The 20,343-nt window shown below is 61.9% G+C and carries 22 protein-coding genes and 1 tRNA gene; 17 read left to right on the top strand and 6 right to left on the bottom strand.

Annotation, left to right across the window (positions count from 1 at the left end; all coding sequences use genetic code 11):
* Nucleotides 1–737 precede the first annotated feature (737 nt).
* Entirely contained in the window at nt 738–989 is a 252-nt protein-coding gene (locus AB6O04_RS03955; protein ID WP_368562474.1) for a tail fiber protein, read from the bottom strand.
* Nucleotides 990–1,399: 410 nt separating this feature from the next.
* Here AB6O04_RS03955 and AB6O04_RS03960 point away from each other — a divergent pair, with 410 nt between their 5' ends.
* Nucleotides 1,400–1,648 (top strand): hypothetical protein, encoded by a 249-nt coding sequence (locus AB6O04_RS03960; protein ID WP_368562475.1) that lies wholly within the window; start codon nt 1,400–1,402, stop codon nt 1,646–1,648.
* Between the two features lie 57 nt (nt 1,649–1,705).
* On the opposite strand, the gene AB6O04_RS03965 is transcribed toward AB6O04_RS03960, so the two are convergent.
* Nucleotides 1,706–2,155, bottom strand: coding sequence for a transposase (locus AB6O04_RS03965; protein WP_368562476.1), 450 nt, complete (start codon nt 2,153–2,155; stop codon nt 1,706–1,708).
* A gap of 1,005 nt (nt 2,156–3,160) precedes the next feature.
* Nucleotides 3,161–4,417 (bottom strand): site-specific integrase, encoded by a 1,257-nt coding sequence (locus tag AB6O04_RS03970; protein WP_368562477.1) that lies wholly within the window; start codon nt 4,415–4,417, stop codon nt 3,161–3,163.
* Nucleotides 4,418–4,518: 101 nt separating this feature from the next.
* Here AB6O04_RS03970 and dusA point away from each other — a divergent pair, with 101 nt between their 5' ends.
* The 4 genes from dusA (at nt 4,519) to AB6O04_RS03990 (ending at nt 8,404) form a co-directional block, all read left to right on the top strand.
* Nucleotides 4,519–5,532: a tRNA dihydrouridine(20/20a) synthase DusA gene (dusA, locus tag AB6O04_RS03975; RefSeq protein ID WP_368562478.1), complete on the top strand. Its 1,014-nt coding sequence runs from the start codon at nt 4,519–4,521 to the stop codon at nt 5,530–5,532.
* Between the two features lie 396 nt (nt 5,533–5,928).
* Nucleotides 5,929–6,198, top strand: a complete 270-nt coding sequence (locus AB6O04_RS03980) for a hypothetical protein (protein WP_368562877.1) — start codon at nt 5,929–5,931, stop codon at nt 6,196–6,198.
* 71 nt (nt 6,199–6,269) lie between these two features.
* Entirely contained in the window at nt 6,270–6,956 is a 687-nt protein-coding gene (locus tag AB6O04_RS03985) for a response regulator transcription factor (RefSeq protein ID WP_337344481.1), read from the top strand.
* The gene (locus AB6O04_RS03990; RefSeq protein WP_368562479.1) at nt 6,956–8,404 is read left to right on the top strand and encodes a sensor histidine kinase; all 1,449 of its coding nucleotides are present in this window, start codon (nt 6,956–6,958) and stop codon (nt 8,402–8,404) included. Before AB6O04_RS03985 ends, AB6O04_RS03990 begins: the two co-directional genes overlap by 1 nt.
* Nucleotides 8,405–8,508: 104 nt before the next feature.
* Here the strand turns inward: AB6O04_RS03990 and AB6O04_RS03995 are convergent, their stop codons facing one another.
* Together AB6O04_RS03995 and AB6O04_RS04000 are read right to left on the bottom strand one after the other, a co-directional pair.
* Nucleotides 8,509–9,258 carry a zinc-dependent peptidase gene (locus tag AB6O04_RS03995; RefSeq protein ID WP_368562480.1) on the bottom strand — a complete coding sequence of 250 codons (750 nt, stop codon included), beginning with the start codon at nt 9,256–9,258 and terminating at the stop codon, nt 8,509–8,511.
* 262 nt (nt 9,259–9,520) lie between these two features.
* Complete coding sequence (locus AB6O04_RS04000; protein ID WP_368562481.1) at nt 9,521–9,835, bottom strand: hypothetical protein; 315 nt, start codon at nt 9,833–9,835, stop codon at nt 9,521–9,523.
* Nucleotides 9,836–10,177: 342 nt separating this feature from the next.
* Here AB6O04_RS04000 and birA point away from each other — a divergent pair, with 342 nt between their 5' ends.
* The 8 genes from birA to AB6O04_RS04040 all read left to right on the top strand — a co-directional run bounded on the left by birA (nt 10,178) and on the right by AB6O04_RS04040 (nt 14,753).
* Nucleotides 10,178–11,146, top strand: coding sequence for a bifunctional biotin--[acetyl-CoA-carboxylase] ligase/biotin operon repressor BirA (gene birA / locus AB6O04_RS04005; RefSeq protein WP_368562482.1), 969 nt, complete (start codon nt 10,178–10,180; stop codon nt 11,144–11,146).
* Entirely contained in the window at nt 11,143–11,883 is a 741-nt protein-coding gene (locus tag AB6O04_RS04010) for a type III pantothenate kinase (RefSeq protein ID WP_368562483.1), read from the top strand. Before birA ends, AB6O04_RS04010 begins: the two co-directional genes overlap by 4 nt.
* A 22-nt stretch (nt 11,884–11,905) precedes the next feature.
* Nucleotides 11,906–12,583 (top strand): SPOR domain-containing protein, encoded by a 678-nt coding sequence (locus AB6O04_RS04015; protein ID WP_368562484.1) that lies wholly within the window; start codon nt 11,906–11,908, stop codon nt 12,581–12,583.
* A gap of 39 nt (nt 12,584–12,622) precedes the next feature.
* Nucleotides 12,623–12,698, top strand: a tRNA-Thr gene (locus AB6O04_RS04020).
* An 86-nt stretch (nt 12,699–12,784) separates the two neighbouring features.
* Nucleotides 12,785–13,708 carry an arginase gene (gene rocF / locus AB6O04_RS04025; protein WP_368562485.1) on the top strand — a complete coding sequence of 308 codons (924 nt, stop codon included), beginning with the start codon at nt 12,785–12,787 and terminating at the stop codon, nt 13,706–13,708.
* Nucleotides 13,709–13,864: 156 nt separating this feature from the next.
* Nucleotides 13,865–14,017 (top strand): entericidin A/B family lipoprotein, encoded by a 153-nt coding sequence (locus AB6O04_RS04030; protein ID WP_368562486.1) that lies wholly within the window; start codon nt 13,865–13,867, stop codon nt 14,015–14,017.
* Between the two features lie 211 nt (nt 14,018–14,228).
* Nucleotides 14,229–14,363 carry an entericidin A/B family lipoprotein gene (locus tag AB6O04_RS04035; protein WP_368562487.1) on the top strand — a complete coding sequence of 45 codons (135 nt, stop codon included), beginning with the start codon at nt 14,229–14,231 and terminating at the stop codon, nt 14,361–14,363.
* 177 nt (nt 14,364–14,540) lie between these two features.
* Entirely contained in the window at nt 14,541–14,753 is a 213-nt protein-coding gene (locus AB6O04_RS04040; RefSeq protein WP_368562488.1) for a CsbD family protein, read from the top strand.
* A gap of 64 nt (nt 14,754–14,817) precedes the next feature.
* Here the strand turns inward: AB6O04_RS04040 and AB6O04_RS04045 are convergent, their stop codons facing one another.
* Nucleotides 14,818–15,630 carry a hypothetical protein gene (locus AB6O04_RS04045; RefSeq protein WP_368562489.1) on the bottom strand — a complete coding sequence of 271 codons (813 nt, stop codon included), beginning with the start codon at nt 15,628–15,630 and terminating at the stop codon, nt 14,818–14,820.
* 109 nt (nt 15,631–15,739) lie between these two features.
* Here AB6O04_RS04045 and AB6O04_RS04050 point away from each other — a divergent pair, with 109 nt between their 5' ends.
* The 4 genes from AB6O04_RS04050 to AB6O04_RS04065 all read left to right on the top strand — a co-directional run bounded on the left by AB6O04_RS04050 (nt 15,740) and on the right by AB6O04_RS04065 (nt 20,279).
* Nucleotides 15,740–17,035, top strand: coding sequence for a tryptophan--tRNA ligase (locus AB6O04_RS04050; RefSeq protein ID WP_368562490.1), 1,296 nt, complete (start codon nt 15,740–15,742; stop codon nt 17,033–17,035).
* Nucleotides 17,035–17,340 carry a hypothetical protein gene (locus AB6O04_RS04055; protein ID WP_368562492.1) on the top strand — a complete coding sequence of 102 codons (306 nt, stop codon included), beginning with the start codon at nt 17,035–17,037 and terminating at the stop codon, nt 17,338–17,340. Before AB6O04_RS04050 ends, AB6O04_RS04055 begins: the two co-directional genes overlap by 1 nt.
* 191 nt (nt 17,341–17,531) lie before the next feature.
* Nucleotides 17,532–18,461, top strand: coding sequence for an MBL fold metallo-hydrolase (locus AB6O04_RS04060; protein ID WP_368562494.1), 930 nt, complete (start codon nt 17,532–17,534; stop codon nt 18,459–18,461).
* Nucleotides 18,462–18,641: 180 nt separating this feature from the next.
* Entirely contained in the window at nt 18,642–20,279 is a 1,638-nt protein-coding gene (locus AB6O04_RS04065; RefSeq protein WP_368562860.1) for a M28 family metallopeptidase, read from the top strand.
* The last annotated feature ends 64 nt before the right edge of the window (nt 20,280–20,343 follow it).

Genomic DNA, 20,343 nt, shown 5'->3' on the forward strand with positions numbered 1-20,343 from the left:
TTCACTGGGCGGCCTATCACCCATTCCCTACGCAATGGCACAACTGCCATCCACCTCTACTTTTGACTGACTCGAAAGAACGAGGACGCTTCACCACCGACCTGTCGTGGGATGAAGAAAATGGGTAGGTTTTTGGGGGCGAAGCGAAGCAATCGCAGCGGTTCTTTCTGACAAACTGGTCGTGCAGAAGCTATTGCAGGTTCGCGCAAATCTCGACAATTGTGCGCTTCCGGAGCAGCGCCCTCGCTACTGCTCGATACGCTGTCGCGCGTCATGGGCGGCTGGATCTGACGGCCGATCATGTGAAGCACCTCTATGCCTCTGACAAGCGTGCACTCCTCTTGCGGACTCTCACCCGAGGCGGGCGTGAGCTTCAAAGAGCAATCGAGAAGGAGCCAGCATCGCGCGACGCCTATGCTTCCGTGGCCCGGCGGAAAGACCATCTGTTGCATCCGCACCTTCATTAAAGCTTTATGATATACGCGAAGATGTAATGAGTAAGTAAGCTGGTTAGCTCATGACTGTGGATCCCTTGAGTCGCCGACGCGCCGTGTGAATGCGTATTCCCTCCGCCACTGCTACTTGTTTTCGTCAACTTGGCCCAGTACCCACGGATTGTGTTGCTAAGGTTCAGGCTGTGATCTCTATATCCCAAAGTTACCGTGCCGTACTGAGATATACTGTCCACTGGAACACCGGTTTGGTCGCAAATCATAAGTCCGTCATCATGATAATGATTAGGCATCTGAGCGGGGGCTCAATGTGGCGCCTGCAACGGTAACCGCTATGCCTCCAGCCGATGCAGAATTAGTGCTTACGCTGTGTGTCTTGGAGCTTCCCGAGCCGCTAATAATGCTACCGCCATAAGCGCGAACATCGCTTCCTGACCCACCTAGAACGAGCCGATTTCTCAGATCAGGGCTGCCGTTCTGACCATTGCAGAGTGCCCAGCCAGGTGGCGCAGTCGTTTCAGAGAACATCATAATCATCCCTGGAGCGAAGCGTTGATCGGCATTGATGCCGAGGCCGCTGGCGCGCCAACGACTAGTCCTTCGTCCGGAGCGAGAACAATGCTCACGCTGGTGGCATCAACGGCAAGTCCTTTGCTGGTAGCGGGCCGAACCGTGAGGCGCTCCTCGGATCCAGCTGCAAACCATTTCTTGTACCGCCCGGTTGCTCAGGACTTAGGCCAACGGCATTACGTCCGCAGTCGGCGACATCAATGAGATCAGCAAAGTCCGCTTGAAGCGGAATCTTCTGCGCGCTGAATTTCTCTTTGAGCAAGGCCGTTGGTGGCCGACCGGGTCGTTAGTTGCTGATGTCGGTGTAGCCTTGCTGGAGGTATCGCCAAGCGCGCGCGTATCGCCGGGGCCTTGGTCGGTAGGGGGGGCGTGGTCTCATGCCGGAGCTCTCTTCTCGACGGCACGATCAGGCTATCGCTGCGCACTGGTATCGCGCATGCTCCAATCAAGCCGGGGTGACCGAGTTCGACCTGGAGCGGTACGTGGAGCTGGCTACCGCCATGGCCGAACTCAACGGAGGCTTGGTGATGAGCATCAACGATCATCCCAACATGCGGCGCTCTTCGATCGCTTCGACGGCAAGACGGTACCAATCCGGTACACAATGGGAGCGGGCGTATCGGTGACGCGGCGAGAGCGGATCGACTTGATCGACTTGACTGAATAGCAGTAGCCTCATTCGCTTAGCTGCAGCGATCCTCAACCGCTGCTATTCCTTTCGGAATTTTGCGTGCGCGGCACGACGCCCGATAGGTCTCCACGCGCCTTTGAAGCTGCGCTGCGCTGCGTTGGCTATCCATCACCGCAGCCAGTTGGTCCCAGGTATAAGCATCTGCCCAACGTCCAAAGCGCACATAGATCGAGTGCCATTTGCCGTATCTTGCGGGTATGCGACTCCAGGAGAGCTCGTTCCCTGTCACCCATAGGACAATTTCGATGAACCGGCGGGTTTCTGTGCCTTTCAATGCCCGCGCTCTGGTCTTACCACGGAGTCGATTCGCGATTGTTTCCCAAGCGACATCATCCAAGAACTGGATCACGGGTAGCGTAGGAATTGGCTCATCCAAATACGGCTTCACGTGTGATCGCGACTCCGATGCGGAGTGAACGGTCTGTTGGTGAATCAGCTCCATACGGCACCCATTGTGTTCGTTGAATTCTCGGTTGCAGGTAGACGCCCTCCAGGAGGGAAGGCACGTTGCCCGCGGCCGTTGGCCCGACGATAGCGAGCGGGCGGTATGAGCAGTTATCTAGAGGGGGCGATAATGTGAGGTGGTCTCCCCTGAGGCCATCCGACATATCCTTCCTGACTGTCTGAAATTTCGTGCCTCTGGATCGATAGAGAAGTTGAGTCGTACTACCTGGTGTGCCTGCCTAGCCACGGTCAAGCAGGTGGGCGAGTGGGTAGAGGTCTGTGCAGAACCAGTGAGGCAAGGAAGTGCGGGGCTGTGAGCCGAGTATCCGAGTGGTGAAATGCCATGTTGAGCGGTGGTTTGACAGCGAGCGCGGACGCCCAATGAAGCAGAACGGAGCTGATCGTATAGGACAGTTCCAATAATGTTGGACAGAAAAAAAAGGCCGCGATCACTCGCAGCTCCGGGTTTTTTCTACCGGCAGCGTTGGTGGAGCCACCACTGGCACAGAATGATCGTAGCGCACAGTCATCGAAGGGTTGACGTGTCCAGCGCCGTCACGCCTCACGTCGCGGATGCCCGGTGTATCGATGATGCTTGAGGCTATGAAGGTTGAAGCGCTGGTCCTCCGCGATTACTCCCTCGCTGATCGCCACCAAAATTATGCGTCGCCACGAAGTCTTCAACGATGACCGGGCCAAGGGTGTCCCGCTCTGCGTCACCAGCAGTGGCCGCCGGTCGGCCTGTAACCGGCCGCTTCTGTGTCTCTATGCGCTGGGCACGGTAGCGCCGAAGCCATGCCCACGTCTCTCCGGCCGTCGAACTGTTCTTCACCAAACGCCACAGCATCGGCTCAAAGCTGATTCGGCCTGGCGCCGGCGCGCATGTCGCAGGCTCGACAGCCATTCAGTCAGCGGCGCCGCGCCCATCCGCTCGCTGTTAGCGGCAGACCTTTGATCATCCAACACTCCAATGTAACTTATACATCACAACAGGCAAGCGCCCCTATCTACCGGATTCGTCCGGCGCGTCCAGACTCAGTAGCCGACCACGGATCCCTTGAAGCAGTGCGCCTACGAGCTCGCCCAACTGGAGTTCGGCATCGGTGCCGGATGTGCGTTTGACCTGTTGCAGCCAGTGCACCAACAATTCACGCACGGGGAGGTGCGTCGCGTCTGGTGTGGGCGGCGCCAGCGGCATCGTTATGTTCGTTGCGGTTCGCTGTGTACATGAGAGGTACTCCGGACGCAGGTGTGTGTAGCGCTTGAGCATCTTCCAGTCGCGGTGGCCGGTAGCGAGCGCGACTTCCTCGATGCGCAAGCCCGCCTCGAACAGGCGGCTGGTGGCCTCGTGGCGCAAGTCGTGGAAATGCAGGTTCTTGATCTTCAGCGCCTTGCACGCACGCCGGAATGCCGCGCCGACGGATCGCGAGTTGTACGGGAAGACCAGATCGCCGCGCGGCCAGTGCTTGCGCTGCTCCTTGATCAGAACCAGTGCGTCGAACCCGGTCAGGCTGAGCAACGGCACCCACTGGTCGTTGCCGTCCTTTTCGCGCGGATCCTTGCGATCGTGCAGAAGGACGACATGCCGCTGTATGTCGACCTCGCTCCAGCGGAACCGGCAGATCTCTTCCTGGCGCATCGCGCTGGCGATGGCGAAGCGCGTGATGCGGCCCATGGGAATCCGCATCCGGCGGTTGTCGTCGAAATGTTCGAGCAGGCGCTTGATCTCATCCGCGGTCGGGCGCCGGTCGCGCTGGCGCGACTTGCCAATCAAGCCCAGACGCTTGAGCGCGACGCGCGCGAGGTCAACGGGCTCGACCGTCACGTCGACGCCATGTACGGCTGCGGCATGGGTGAGCACCAGCTTGAGGTAGCCGAAGTCTGAGCTCAGCGTCACTGGGCCGGCGCCTTCCTTTGCCCGGTCCTTGCCGAACTGGATCAGGCGCTCACGGGTCAGGTCCCTGTGCTTGACCGTGCCGAGCTTGGCCTTGAGCGCATCGAGGGTGAACTGCTTGGACCGGCGGGGTGCCTTGCCGACCTCGCACATGTCGATCACGTGCAGGTCGACTAGGTGGGCGAGGGTCGTCGGGTCCGCTTTGGCCCGCTTCAGTGGCGATCGGCCAAGATCGATCCGTCGTTCGGTCGCAATGGCCCAAATCCGCGCGTCTTCGTGGCGCAGGAAGGTCTCGCTCGCATACGATTGTTTGCGTCGGACCTGAACCCGCCAGTGGCCCGACTTGAGCCTGGTGAAGGTGGCCATTTCGTGTGCGCTATGTGTGCATTAAGGGAGCGTAGAAGGGCGAAACCGGTCGAAATCGAGTACACACGGGAGTGCTCTCTGCGTCTTATAGGTGTCTGATTATGTTAGATAAATCATTGAATTACAAGGATAAAATTTTATCCACAGCCCCGATGATGGACTGGACAGATTCGCATTGCCGGGTGTTCCACCGCGGGTTATCGCCGCATGCGCGCTTGTATACCGAGATGGTGCATGCGCAGGCGGTGATTCATGGGGATCGTGATCGGCTACTTGGGTTCGACAACAGTGAGCACCCGGTGGCGTTGCAGTTGGGCGGCAGCGAGCCGGCGCTGCTGGCGCAGGCGGCGCGCATTGGGCAGGAATGGGGCTATGACGAGATCAACCTCAACGTCGGCTGTCCATCCGATCGCGTGCAGGCCGGCCGTTTCGGCGCCTGCCTGATGAAGGAGCCGGCGTTGGTGGCCGACAACGTGGCCGCCATGATCGCGGCGGTCGCGGATTCTGATCGGCCCGTTCCGGTGACCGTCAAATGTCGGTTGGGTGTGGACGACGAGCAGGACTACGACCGCTTCCGGGCCTTCATCGACACGGTTGCCGAGGCGGGCTGCCGCATCTTTTTCGTGCATGCGCGCAACGCTTGGTTGAAGGGCCTGTCGCCGAAGGAGAACCGCGAAGTTCCGCCGTTGCGCTATGACTGGGCTTATCGGTTGAAGCAGGAACGTCCGGACCTGACAGTAGGCATCAACGGCGGTATCGCTTCCGTGGATCAGGTACGCGAACACCTGCGCTTTACCGATGGCGCCATGCTGGGCCGTGCGGCCTACCACGATCCGTATCTGCTGCACTTGTTGGAAGTCGAGCTTTACGGCGGAGAGCCGAGCGCGCGCGCTGAGTTACTGCGCGCGTGGCGCCCTTACGTGGAGGCGCAGCTCGCCAAAGGCGCCGCGTTGAAGCACATGACGCGGCATGTGTTGGGTTTGTTCCATGGACAGCCAGGTGGCCGTGTCTTCCGCCAGGTGTTGAGCGAGGGCGCGCACAAGCCCGGTGCCGATTGGAAGCTGGTGGAGGAAGCGCTAGCAGCCACGGCAGCGCGGCTGCGGCCTGCCGCCTAAGAGTGGGGAGCTCACGCTTGGCAGACGCAAGTTTGCCTCGCCAGGGTCGGCTGGTCGGAACGGGTCATGGTTGCGGAATGCCGGCGGTTCGCCAGGGCGTTGTCGGCCGGCTTTTTCAGACGCCCGAAAGCTGAATGGTGGCGATGGGCCTGTGGATAAGTTCAGATCGGATTCACTGCTTGGACTCAAGACTTTGCGTCCATTCGCTAGAGGTGTTTCGGGTTGCGTTCAGTTTCAGACCGTGAAATCCGTTACGATTCCGTTATGCGCTGCCCCTCCCTACGCCCCCTATTCGCCCCCCTTGTCGCGGCCGCCGCGCTGATGGCTTTTGCCTCAGTTGCGACAGCCCAGCAGGCGCAGGGAAATGGCCATATGCCGCCGCCGCAGGAACGCGCCATGCCTCGCTCCGAAGGGCGCGGCAATCACCATTCGTTGTCCGAGTCGGTGCGCAGGGTGCAGCGAACGACAGGAGGACAGGTGCTCGGCGCCGAACGCGTGCAGTTCGATGGCCGAGACATCAATCGGGTCAAATACGTGGATGATCGTGGTCGTGTGCGCTACATGGATGATGCGCAAGGCACGCGCCGCATCGATTCGCCGGTACGCCCGCGTCGAGACATTCCCAGTGAATCGCCTGCACGCGGCGATAACCCTTCTTACCCGTAGTCTTACGTAGAATCCTCTGCGTAAGCAGAAGCGGCTGCCCAAAGCCGCCAGCACTCACTCAAGGAGAGTCCATGCGTATCTTGCTGGTCGAAGACGAAGCGCCGTTGCGCGAAACCCTTGCCGCGCGCCTCAAGCGTGAAGGCTTCGCCGTCGATGCCGCTCAAGATGGAGAGGAAGGCCTCTACATGGGCCGCGAAGTTCCCTTCGATGTAGGCATCATCGACCTGGGTTTGCCCAAGATGTCCGGCATGGAACTGATCAAGGCGCTGCGCGACGAGGGCAAGAAATTCCCCGTGCTGATCCTGACCGCGCGTTCCAGCTGGCAGGACAAAGTGGAAGGCCTGAAACAGGGCGCTGACGACTATCTGGTCAAGCCGTTCCATGTGGAAGAGCTGCTGGCGCGCGTCAACGCATTGCTGCGCCGCGCTGCCGGCTGGAGCAAGCCGACGCTTGAATGTGGCCCGGTGGCACTGGACCTGGCGGCACAGACCGTCAGCGTCAACGGCAGCAACGTCGATCTGACCAGCTACGAATACAAGGTCTTGGAATACCTGATGATGCATGCCGGCGAACTGGTCTCCAAAGCAGACCTCACCGAGCACATCTACCAGCAGGACTTCGACCGCGATTCCAACGTGCTTGAAGTCTTCATCGGGCGTCTGCGCAAGAAGCTGGACCCGGATGGCGAGCTGAAGCCGATCGAAACCGTGCGCGGCCGCGGCTACCGGTTCGCGATACCGCGTAGCAACGAGGACTGATGCCCTCGGGGAAGGGCGTCGATAAACCGACGAGGACCGCTGGGCGCGCGAGATTCGGCGGCTGGCGTCCGCGTTCGTTGCGCACGCGCCAATTGCTGGCGGCCAGTCTTGGACTGGTCGCTTTTTTGGCATTGGCCGGCTACGCGCTCGACCGCGCCTTCGTCAGCACCGCAGAGCAGAACCAGCGCCAGCGCCTGCGCAGCTACGCACTGGCCTATACCGAAAAGCTCGACTTCGACCGTGCCGGTGAAGTCATTCCGCTGGACGTCCCGCCCGATCCCCGCCTGGACATGCTGGACAGCGGTCTTTACGCGGAAGTGGTCTTGCCTAAGAGCTATTGGAGTTCCACTTCCACCTTGGGACTGGTGCTGCCGGACTCGCCCTTGCTGGGTCCGATGGAAGAATTGTTCGAAGGACCGCTGCCGATTACCCGCCTCAACGGCGAGTCCAGCACGGTCTATCGCTATGGCATCGGGTTTGTCTGGCCGGCCCGGCGCAACAATCCGGAATTCCCATACACGATCTACGTGCTCGAAGATGCGCAAGTGCTGCGGTCGCAGGTGCGGGTCTTCCGCGGTGCTTTGTGGGTCTATCTGGGCAGCGCGGGCCTGATCCTGCTGCTATTGCAGATGCTGGTGCTGCGTTGGAGCCTGCGCCCGCTGAAATATGTGGTTAGCGAACTGACCCGCGTACAGCGCGGCGAGGCTTCCGGCATGAGCGAACGCCATCCGCGCGAGCTGGAACCGCTGACCGAAAGCATCAACGCTTTTATCGAAAGCGAACGCGAAAACCTGGACCGTCAACGCAATACGCTGGCCGATCTTGCGCATAGCTTGAAAACCCCCTTGGCCGTGTTGCGCACGCAATTGGATGCCGGCGTCGATAGCGAAGCTCTGCGCGAGGAATTGGATATCCAGCTCAAGCGCATGAACAACCTGGTCTCGTATCAGTTGGCGCGCGCGGCGACCAGTGGGCACAAGCTGTTTGCCGCACCGGTGCCAATCGAGCCGCACGCCGATGAAATCGTGCGCGGTCTGGAGAAGGTCTACGCCGCCAAGGGCGTGTTGTGCGAGTTCGATATCGATCCGAAAGCGCGATTCCACGGCGAACCCGGCGATCTGCAGGAATTGATGGGAAACCTGCTGGAGAATGCGTTCAAGTGGGCGCGTTCACGTGTGCTGTTGACCGCGCGACCGGGTGCCGCCGCTGCCAACCGGCGCGCCGGCCTGTTGCTTGCCGTTGACGACGATGGCCCTGGCATTGCTGAAGAAGACGTCGCGCATATCCTGCAGCGAGGCGTCCGCGGCGACGAACGTGTGCAGGGGCATGGCATCGGATTGGCGATCGTGCAGGATCTGGTGCGCGGCTATCGTGGCGAGCTGCACGTGCGCCGTTCCGAGGAACTTGGCGGGGCGCGCTTTGAGGTCAAATTGCCGCAGGGTTTGTAGGCAGGGGCCAGAGGCCAGAGGCCGTGAGTTAGGAGCAGGGAAAAGCGATCGCACGCGCCACCGCTTTGGCTTCTCCCTGGCCCCTGGTCTCCGGCCCCTGGCCCCTAAAAAAACGGCGGCGGCCCGTAGAAGCGCCGCAGATGCGCGGCGACTTCCGGCATTGCCTTTCGCAGCATGGTCGGTGCCGAAAAATGGTATTCGCTGGCGACAGCGAAGAACTCCTCGGGCGCCTCCGCCGCATAAGCATCGATCAGCGTTTCGCGGCCGGCGTCTACTTCGACACAGAAAAGATCGTACGCGCGCTGGAAATCGTCCGCCCAACGCCGTTGCCATTCGCGCGGCAACGGAGGCGTGCCGTCCATTTCGCCATCCAACGCGTCCAGCTTGTGCGCCATTTCGTGCACGGCCACGCAGAAACCCTCGCGCGGTTCCGCCAGGTCGGCCTGTACGTCTTCCCACGACAGGATCAGTGGCCCGGCGCCCCAGGATTCACCCGCCAGTTCGTCTTCCCATTCGTGTAGCACTCCGGCGGCATCGGTATGACTGCGATGCACGCGGAACGCATTTGGGTAGACGATCAGTTGCGACCAGCCGCGTAGTCCCGATTCGCCGAACTCCAGCAGCGGCAAGCAGCATAGCGCTGCCAACTGTGTGCGTTGCGTTGCGTCCAGCGTCAGCTCTGCGACCGGCGTAATGGTCTTTTGATGAAGAAAGCGCGCACTCAACGATTGCAAGGCACTATCGCGCACCGCATCCAGCTCATTCAGCCATGGGGTTGTCTTGCGGACTTGCTGCCAGAGCGAAAGATCTATGGGTGGCGGGGAACGGCCGAACCGCCGTAGCAGACCAAGCATTAGGACCTGTCATCCATTGAATAGACACCCGCGCCGCAACACCGCGCGTTCGGCGCAAGGAAGAGTGGGGAAGTGTATGCCGATCCAAGCCCGAGCGCTGGCGCTGCGCCGAACGCGTGGTGGTACGCCCTTATCAACTGCGGGGCAGGCGTTCCGGACTGATTGGTGACCTGTGCTTTCTCAAGGGCAGGTTCGGACGGCCCGTCTGGCGCCGACTCCTGACTCAATGCGAGTGGCTACCCAATGGACGACACGCTCTGGATCAGCGGAACATGCCCGGCAGGAAGCTGTGCCACTTGGAGCCGCGGGAACGCGGCAGTGCGCTATCGCCGCTGTCGCCACCACCACCGCCGCTATTGCGCGTAGGTGCTGGAAGAGCGGCGGCTGCAGTAGGGCGTGCGTATTTATTGCGCACCGCGGTTGCCTTGGGGCGGCTTTCCACGGGCAATGGATTTTCCACCGCCTTGTCGGCGATTTCCTGGCAGTTGGTGGCGTTGGTCTGCACTCCACGCCCGCTCTGAGCCAGAGCCGTTGCGGAAGCGCAAATCAGCAGCAGAGCGAAGCTGGCGCGAAGCATCGGGAACTCCATCCTAGAAGGTGCGGCCACCAGTGGAAGCTGGGCGAATATAGCCGGAAATCGAGCCTTCGGCATGAACCGGCCCGTGGATGCGCCCAAACGTGCCAAAACATCGGTCAGGCGAGATTTTCCAGGGATCCGTTGTTGCGATGCAGCGGGTTTGGGCGAGTCCGGTGATGGCGGGGCGGGAACGGCCGAAACGCGGGCTGTCAAAGCAACCATTGCCGCAGTGCATGGGCAGGCAAGTAACGCTCCCGCGGCGGTGCTTCATAATCGGCGGATGTTGATTGAGCCGATATCGCCCACCCTCCGTCCCCGCCCTTCTTCGGATTCGGGGCGTCCATGACCGGCGAGCGCGAACTGCTACAGCGACTGGCTGCAGGTCCCGCCACCGGCGAAGCATTGGCGCAGGGAACCGAACTGACCCGTGCCGCCGTGTGGAAACGGATCGAGAGCTTGCGTGAGGCGGGTGTGCGGATCGAGGCTCGGCCGGGGCGAGGGTACGCCCTGGCGGATCCGCTGGAGTTGCTGGAGCGCGACGAGATCCTGCGCGCGCTGCCGAGCGAAGTTCATCCGTGTATCGCCGCGTTGGAGGTGGCGTGGTCGCTGGACTCGACCAATAGCGAACTACTGCGCCGCCAAACCTCAACCGACGGAGTGACAGTGTTGCTGGCCGAACAGCAAACCGGCGGACGGGGACGGCGCGGGCGTGCCTGGGCCTCCCCGGTCGCCGCCAATCTATATCTATCGATCGCCCGGCATTTTTCCGGAGGACTGGCGCGCCTGGGCGGGCTGAGTTTGGTGGCAGGCGTTGCGGTGGCTGAAGCGTTGCGTGCGCAGGGGTTCGCCGATGTAGGCCTGAAGTGGCCGAACGATTTAGTGGTGAGTGGACGCAAACTCGGTGGATTGCTGGTGGAGGGCGGCGGCGAGCATGGTGGTCCTGTCCGGGCCGTAATCGGCGTTGGTATCAATGTCCGCATGCCGGAGGCGTTCGCGATGGATATCGATCAACCTTGGATCGACCTTGCCGCGATGGCGGCACCGTTGCCGTCGCGCAACGCCATCGCCGCGCAAGTGCTGGCGCAGTTGCTGCCCGTGCTGGACCAATTCGACGAGGAAGGGCTCGCGCCGTTCCTACCGCGTTATGCCCGCCTTGATGCGCTGGCGGGACGGGAAGTGCTGATCCACTCGGCCGGGGGAACGGAGCAGGGCTGGGCGGAGGGCATCGCCGCCGACGGCGCGCTGCGGGTACGGATCGCCGGTGAGATTCGCAACGTGCATGCAGGGGAAATCAGTGTGAGGGCGCAATGAAGCATTGGTTGTTCGATTTGGGGAATTCGCGGCTGAAATTCACTGTCTTGGATGAAAGCGGCCGCATGGGCGAAGTCATCGCCCTGGGACACGATGGATCCACTTTCGCCGCCGCATTGCAGGATGCGTTACCGGCAGGCGAGGTTTCGGCGTGCCTGGCCAGCGTGGCATCGCCCGCGTTGACCGCCACGGTATTGGACGTCCTTACCACGCGGTTCCGCAGCATTTCCGTCGCCCGCACGCAGCGCGCCTTCGCAGGAGTGCGCATCGGTTATGACGATCCGTCGAAGCTGGGCGTGGATCGTTTCCTGACGCTCATCGCGGCGCGTGCGCGTGCTCGCAAGGCCTGGCTGGCGGTGGGCGTCGGTACTGCGGTGACGCTGGATCTGCTGGACGCACATGGCCGGCATCGCGGTGGCCGCATTGGGCCTTCGCCCCGGCTGATGCGCGAAGCGTTGCATCGCGCCGCCCATCACCTTCCAGCACAAGGGGGCGAGTACCACGAGTTCGCAAGCGATACCGAAGATGCGTTGGCCTCCGGCTGCGACGGCGCCGCCTTGGGTTTGATTGAGCGCAGCCTGCATCAAGCCACCACGTTGCTGGGTGAGACGCCGGCGTTGCTTCTGCATGGCGGAGGCGCGGAAGCTCTGCTGCCGCAGTTGACGACCGCCAGCTATGCGCCATCGCTGGTGCTGGAAGGACTGGCGCAATGGGCGCGCGCCGGTATCGCGCGCTGAGGCGGAAAGATAGAATCGCCGGATGCTGATTCGCGCCCTGATCGTCCTGTTGTTCGTGTTGAACCTGGGCGTAGCCGCGTGGTGGATCACCCGCCCCGCACCGGAACCACCGCTTCCACCGGAATTGCCGGCAGGCGTGGCGCGCCTGCAGTTGGTCGACGAGCCGCAAGCGAATGCGGCACCGCCGCCGGCTGCCAATACGCCATCGTCCGCCGTGACCGCGGCACCGGCCGAACCGCAAGCTTGCTTCAGCCTGGGGCCCTTCGCCGACGCGGCGGCGGCGAACACGGTGCTGGAGAAACTACGGCCGCAGATTCTTCGCTCCAAATTGCGCGAAGTGCCGGGCGTCAGCGCCAGCGGCTATCGCATCGTGTTGCCTCCCGCGGCCACTCGGGAAGAAGCACAAGCCAACGCGCAGCGGATCGGCGCGGCCGGATTCAATGACTTTCTGATCATCAACAGCGGCGACGAGATCAACAGCATCGCCTTGGGCCGGTACCGAAACCGCGAAAGCGCGGAACGCAGGCTTTCGGCTTTGCAGGCGGCCGGTTTCCCCGCGCAGATGCTGCCGGCAGGTCGCGCGCCACCTTCCAAGTGGTGGCTGGACGTGGGCGCCACCGCCGCGGCCGACCCCGCCGGATGGGCCGCGCAGACGGGCGGGGCGACGCCGCAATCGCTCGATTGCACCGCACTGCGGTAGAATCTCCACCCGCGCCGGCATCGGCGCCGAGTCTCCAATGCCGCTTTAGCTCAGCTGGTAGAGCAACCGCCTTGTAAGCGGTAGGTCATCCGTTCGATTCGGATAAGCGGCACCAATCCCCGGTCACATGTTGCATCGCCACAGCCCGGTCATAGGGAGAAGGCTAGACTCTGCTTCTCTTGCCTGATGCCGAGCCTGCCTATGAGCCGTGTGTTTCCCGCCGTTTCCCTGATCGGCGTGCCGACCGATGTCGGTGCTGGCCATCGTGGTGCACGGATGGGACCGGATGCACTGCGCATTGCTGGTCTGGGCGAGGCGCTGGTTGCACGCGGAGTCGATGTGGTCGATACCGGGAACGTGGAAGGCCCACGCAATCCCTGGCAGGACCCGGTGCGGGGATACCGGCATCTGGACGAAGTGGTGGCCTGGAACCTCGGGCTGATGGATGCGACGTATGCCGAGCTCCAGAAAGGCCGCCTGCCTATCATGCTGGGCGGCGATCACTGCCTGGCCATCGGTTCCATCACCGCCGTCGCGCGGCATTGCCGCGAAACCGGTAAGCAGTTGCGGGTGTTGTGGCTGGACGCACATTCGGACTTCAACACCAGCGAGGTGACGCCGTCCGGCAACATCCATGGCATGCCGGTGTCATGCCTGTGCGGCATCGGCCCCGAAGCGCTCACCCGACTGGGCGGCGATGCACCCGCCATCACACCGTCCATGATTCGCCAGATCGGCATCCGCTCGGTCGACCCGGAAGAGAAGCGGCTGATCAAGGACCACGCCATTGATGTCTACGACATGCGCTACATCGACGAAGTCGGCATGAAGCGCACAATGGAAGCGGCGCTGGACGGCGTGGACGAAAACACCCATCTGCACGTCAGCTTCGACGTGGATTTCCTGGATCCCAGCATCGCGCCTGGGGTGGGCACCACCGTACCGGGCGGACCGAACTACCGGGAGGCGCAACTGGTGATGGAGATGATCGCCGATACCGGCCGCATGTCGTCACTGGATATCGTCGAGTTGAATCCCGTGCTGGATCGCCGCAATCGCACCGCCAAACTTACCGTGGATCTGGTGGAAAGCTTGTTTGGAAAATCCACATTGATGCGGGACTGAAAGTACCGTGAGCGAGGGCTGAGTTCGGACTGAACGCGAGCAACCGAATTCACATGGCATGAACAGTCGCGTCAGCATGGTGGAGACAAACCGCAACCACACGGCCGCGATAGCGGCGCCGGCGCGGAAGCTGTCCAACCACCAAAGGAGTCGAGCATGAAACGTACAATGGCTTTGTTGCTGATGGCGATGTTCTCAACCGCCACACTGTCCGCTTGCAACACCATGGCCGGTGCTGGCGAGGACGTTCAAAAGGTGGGCGAAAAAGTCGAGGACAAGGCTGAGGATTGCAAGGACGGCAAGTGCTGACGGACGTTCGCTCCTGAGCTTGGCGCTTGCAGGCGCGCCACGAGAGGGCCGGGCGACCGGCCCTTTCGCGTGTCTGGCTGCGGTTTATGGTCAGCTGCGATGCAGCATGTTCTAATCAGACTTGCTGCCGGTGCGGGAACGAGTCGCCGCGGTTACGACCGCTCGAGCGAGGTTTCCACCGGGCCCAGCGAATAGTCCAAAGGAGTCGGTTATGAAGCGTACTGTAGCGTTGATGTTGATGGCCTTGTTTTCGATCGCCGCCCTGTCCGGATGCAATACGGTCAATGGTTTCGGCAAGGATGTGCAGAAGGTCGGAGAGAAGATGGAAGACGCGTCAAGCAAGTAAAACGCGCGAATCGTCTCGAAAAAACGGACTGTCCATGGCAGTCCGTTTTTTTGTGCAGGTTCGTTCGAGCAATCGCGCCGGATAATACGAAATTGACGCCACATTGATCGTTGCCCAACGTGACAATTGCGATCCTGCACATGCGGCATTTTCCACCGCGAGACGCGAGGACATCCCATGAACAAGGACATCATTGCCGGTAACTGGAAACAGATCAAAGGACAGGCCAAAGCCAAATGGGGCGACCTGACCGACGATGTATTCGATGTCGCCGAAGGTGACTCCGAATATCTCGCCGGCAAACTGCAAGAGCGCTATGGCTGGGAGCGCGACCGTGCGGAGACCGAGGTAAAGGAATTCGAACGCAGTCTCAAAAGCGACAGGCACTGACTTCGGCCGACGCATAAACACCTGGAACAACGGGCCTGATGGCCCGTTGTTCTTGTGTGCCTATTTAGTAGCGAGGCGGATCGGCGACAAAGCCCTCAGGAAACGCTTCCGGACGCTCTCGGTAGCCTGAGTGGTAGTACCGGTGCGGAATCACGCCCAACGCCACCAGCCGGCGGCGATCGTCATAGCGTAGTTGAGTGAGCTGGGCCGGGCTGCGGCTCGCGCGCTCGAATCCGGTGCGGCCCACCGGCGACCATTCCCGCTGTCCATGTCCAGTACCGATGCTTTGCCGGGTGGCCGATTTTTCACTGGACTCTTCGGCGATGGCGTCGGCAGCGGCGGCAGGCGCCGAAGCGCTACGCTCATCCAGGTTGCGCTCGCGTCCGTCGTAGCCGCGCGCGATCGGCGGCGCCGCGGGCACATAGTACCGGGGTCGCGCCTCCTGAAACACCGCCACGCCGATAACCCCGACATTGCGCGGCCGGCCGGTACGGGCCGCGTAGCTGTCGCCCAGATCGGTGAAAACGAACTGGGCGATGTCGTCCAGCGATTTTCGCCAGCCGGCGATTTCGGTAGTTTCCCAAGGCGCCAGCACATAGCCGGCCTGGGACGCGGCGGCAGTCTGGCCGGTAACCGCGTTGACGCCGTCCACCGACAGCACCACCAGTACCCGTTCGCCGGTGGTATTGGTCAAGCGCACGCTGTAGCGGTGACCGGGCGTTCCTGCCAACCAGCTATCGCCACGATAGGCATATTGCGGCAGCCACTGGCCGTTGTCGCGATCGATCACCGCGACTTCCACCAGCGGCCTGGCGGATACGGGGGTGCATGCAGCCGCGGTCAATAGACCGACGGCGAATAGAATCTTCCGGAACATGGGCGCGCTCTCCTGGGTAGGTAGCAGGAAAGAACGCACCTGGGGCCACAACGGGGTTGGTGGCCGCAGCGGTTAAACTTGCCGCGTTCAGTCTCTTCCGATCCGACCAATGACCACCCGCGTTCTTACAGGCATCACCACCTCCGGCACTCCGCACTTGGGCAACTACGTGGGGGCTATTCGCCCCGCCGTCGCGGCCAGCCACACCGCCGGCGTGGAAAGTTTCTACTTCCTGGCCGATTACCACGCCTTGATCAAGGTGCAGGAGCCATCGCGCGTGCAGCGCTCCACGCTGGAGATCGCGGCTACCTGGCTGGCTTGCGGGTTGGAACCGGACAAGGTGTGGTTCTACCGGCAGAGCGATATTCCGGAGATTCCCGAACTCACCTGGCTGCTGACCTGCGTGGCCGGCAAGGGCATCCTCAACCGCGCCCACGCCTATAAAGCGGCAGTGGACAAGAACCGCGCCGAGGGCGAGGACGAAGACGCGGGAATCACCGCCGGATTGTTCATGTATCCGGTGCTGATGGCAGCCGACATCCTAATGTTCAAGGCGGCCAAAGTGCCGGTTGGGCGCGACCAGATCCAGCACATCGAGATGGCGCGCGATTTCGGTCAGCGCTTCAACCATTTGCTCGGCCAGGATCATTTCGTGCTGCCGGAAGCGGTCATCGAGGAGAGCGTGGCCACGCTGCCCGGCCTGGACGGCCGCAAGATGAGCAAGAGCTACGACAACACCATTCCGTTGTTCGCGCCGCGCGGCGAGCTGAAGAAGCTCATCGCTTCCATCGTCACGGACTCAAAAATGCCGGGCGAACCAAAGGAGCCGGAAGGCTCGCATGTTTTCCAGTTGTACCAGGCGTTCGCGTCGGCAGAAGAGACGCAGCGCATGCGGGAAGCCTTTGCCGAAGGGATCGGCTGGGGCGACGCCAAGCAGCAGCTGTTCGAACGCATCGACGCCGAAGTGGCGCCATCGCGCGAAAAGTACGAGGCACTGATCGCCCGCCCGGTGGAAATCGAAGCCATCCTGCGCGACGGCGCACAGCGTTTGCGCGCCAAGTACGCCATACCCTTCATGGCTGAGCTGCGCCACGCCGTGGGACTGCGCGATCTTTCGCAGCAGTCGGCCGCGGTTCGCGATAAATCGGCAGAGAAAGCTGCGTTACCTCAGTTCAAGCAATATCGCGAGAAAGACGGCCGTTTCTATTTCAAGCTGCTAGATAGCCAGGGCGAGCTGTTGATCCAGAGCAACGGTTTCGATTCGCCTAAAGATGCCGGTCAATTGATCGCAGTGCTGAAGCAGGTTGAGCGCGCCGACGGCATGGAAACGCCGGAGATTACGCTGCTGGTATCTGCTGATGATGTATTGGCAGCTTTGCAGCGGATCAGAGAAGCGGAGGCCTGATGCCCTACCTGGCCATCATTCTGTTCCTGCCTTGGTTCCTGCTGCTGGGCACGCTGTTCTGGCTGTTCCCGCGCCAACCACGCACCACGGCGCGCAAAGGCTTCGACACCGCGGCGCTGGTCATCGCTTTCGTGTTGAGCTTCCTCGGCATGCAATGGGGCTACGCGTTGGGTGCGGCGGATGCCGGCGCCGGAGCCATTTGGAAGCAGGTGGTGGCGACGTTGGTTGCGTATGGCGCGTTTCTCGCCGTGCTGACAATGGCGGTGCCGCTGCGTACGTGGTGGTTGGCTAGGAAGCGCGGCTAGGGTTCCTACCTTGTGGGAGCGACGTGAGTCGCGACCGGAAAGGCAAAGGATCTAATGCACTTCAATCCACGTGCCCTTAGCTAGGCGCACTGGTGTCTGCGGAATCCCGGTCGCGACTCACCGGCGCCGGCATGCCGGCACCACTCCCACAAAGATAGAATCGGTGTCTCATCTCCAGCCATCGTACGCGCATGAACGACCACGGCATCCACACCATCGACACTGCGTTCCAGCGCGATCATTTCGACGCGGCGTACCTGATGATCGAGAATGGTCGCGGCGCTTTCATCGATTGCGGCACGTCGAATTCGGTGCCACGCCTATTGGCGGCTCTGAAGAACGCCGGACTTTCGCCCACTGATGTCGATTGGCTGGTCGCCACGCACGTGCACCTCGATCATGCCGGCGGCGCGGGCGCCTTGATGGCGCAGTTGCCGAACGCGCGTTTGGTGGTCCATCCACGCGGCGCGCCGCATATAATCGACCCGGCCAAGCTCATCGCTGGCGCCACCGCGGTCTATGGCGAAGAGGAAATGGCGCGGAGCTATGGACGGATTTTGCCGGTGCCGGAGGAACGCGTAGTCGTGGCCGAAGACGGTCACCGCATTGATCTCGCTGGCCGCGAACTGCTCTGCATCGATACGCCGGGTCATGCCAAGCATCACTTGTGCGTGTGGGATGCACGCAGCCGCTGTTGGTTCACCGGCGACACATTTGGCCTCTCCTATCGCGAACTGGATAGCGACCAGGGCGCCTTCGTAGTGCCGACCAGCACACCTGTGCAGTTCGAACCCGAGGCATTGAAGAGTTCCATCGCACGGCTGTTGTCCTATTCGCCGCAAGGCATGTACCTGACCCACTACGGGCGCGTTCATGACGTGGGAAAACTGGCCGACGATCTGTACGAGCAGATCGATGCCATGACCGCTATCGGACGCGACTGCGATGGTCGTGACAACAGACACCAGTGCATGACCGCCGCGCTGACCTCGCTCTACCAAGATCGCGCTCGCAAGCACGGCTGCCTGCTGGATGATGCGGGCGTGGCGCAGGTATTGGCCATGGACATCGAACTCAATGCGCAGGGATTGGCGAGCTGGTTGGATCGGGATCGGCGTTAGTCTTTCCTTGGGGCGGCCTTTGGTCGGTAGGAGCGCCGTCTCGGCGCGAGCTTTTTGCTTCTATCGCGATCTGACAGAAAGCGCTCGCGCCGAGACGGCGCTCCTACGGGGCGTGCGGCGCATGGTTCATCGCCTTAAACTTCCCAGTGACCCGATTGGAGCTGCACCGTGAAGAAAACCATCCTCGCCCTGGTCTTGCTGTCGCTGTCCACATTCACCACGCACGCGGAGGAACTCCCCGGTGGCGGTATCAGTGCGGACAATCTGTCCCGTCACGTACGAATCCTCGCGTCCGACGAATTCGAAGGCCGTGCACCGGCTACGCCGGGCGAGGACAAGACCGTCGCCTATCTGATCGAGCAGTTCCGCAAGGCCGGAGTACAGCCAGGCGGGGAAAAAGGCGGCTGGACGCAGGCGGTGCCGTTGGTGCGCGCGCAAGTGGATGGACCGGTGCAGGCGACGTTGAGCGTGGCTGGGGAACAACAAAAGCTGGTCAATGGCGAGGACCTGGTGCTGCAAAGCCTCAATCCGGTGGAGCGCGTGCAAGTCGAGGATGCGCCGCTGGTTTTTGTCGGCTATGGCATCGAGGCATCCGAGCGCGGCTGGGATGATTACAAAGGCAGCGACCTGACCGGCAAGATCGCAGTCGTGCTGATTAACGACCCGGACTTCGAAATGCCGAAACCCGGTGCGTTCGAGGGTAAAGCGGTGACGTACTACGGTCGCTGGACGTACAAGTACGAAGAACTCGCGCGACGCGGCGCCACCGGTGTACTGATCGTGCACGAGACCGCTCCCGCTGCTTACGGCTGGGCCACGGTGCAAAGCTCGGGCTTGTCGCCGCTGTTCGACATCCCGCGCACCGACGCCGAGCGATATCACACGTTGCTGCGCGGATGGATGCAGCGGGATCTCGCGGTGTCGCTGTTCAAGCGCGCAGGGCTGGATTTTGAAGCGGAGAAGAAGAAGGCTCAACGGACCAATTTCAAACCGGTGGCATTGGGCGACGCAAAGCTGACGGCCGCGTTTGCCATCAAGCGCGATCAGGTGGTCAGCCGCAACGTCATTGGCAAGCTGGTCGGCGCGCAGCGCCCGGACGAAACGGTGATCTATTCGGCGCATTGGGATGCTTTCGGCGTGGGTGAGCCGGACGCTGACGGTGAGCGCATCCGCCATGGTGCTGTCGACAATGCGACCGGCGTGGCGGCGGTGTTGGAGCTGGCGCGCGTTTATGCGGCGGGCCCGCGCCCGCAGCGCTCGTTGCTATTCGTCGCGTTGACGGCGGAAGAAAAGGGTCTGCAAGGCGCGAGCTATTTCGCCGCGCATCCGCTGGTGCCGCTGGAGACCACGGCGGCGGTGATCAATATCGAGATGTTGAGCCCCGATGGCCCCACGCGGGATATCGCTTCCTGGGGTAAAGGGCGGGTTTCATTGGAGGGTGATCTCGAGCGCGCGGCGCAAGCACATGGGCGCACTTACTCGCCCGATCCCAACCTGGAGGCGGGCTTCTTCTACCGCGCCGACCATTTCGCCTTTGCGCGCGCTGGGGTGCCGGCCATTACCGTCGGCGCAGGACTGGATCGTATCGATGGCGGCGTGGAAAGCGGCAAGGCGCAGCGCGAGGCGTATTTCGCCAACTGCTATCACCAGCCCTGCGATGCCTGGAACGAAAGCTGGGATACCAGCGGTCAGGCGCAGGATGTGACGCTGCTGTACGACCTGGGCCATGGCATTGCCAACAGCGCCGCATGGCCGCAATGGCAGGAAGGTTCGGAGTTCAAGGCGGCGCGGGATAAGAGCGAGGCGCAGCGGAAGTGAGTTAGCTGCTTCCTTGTGGGAGCGACGTGAGTCGCGACGGGAAAAACGAAAAGCCGGCGTGCTT

Source organism: Pseudoxanthomonas sp. UTMC 1351 (assembly GCF_040948865.1).
Classification (GTDB): Bacteria; Pseudomonadota; Gammaproteobacteria; order Xanthomonadales; family Xanthomonadaceae; genus Pseudoxanthomonas_A.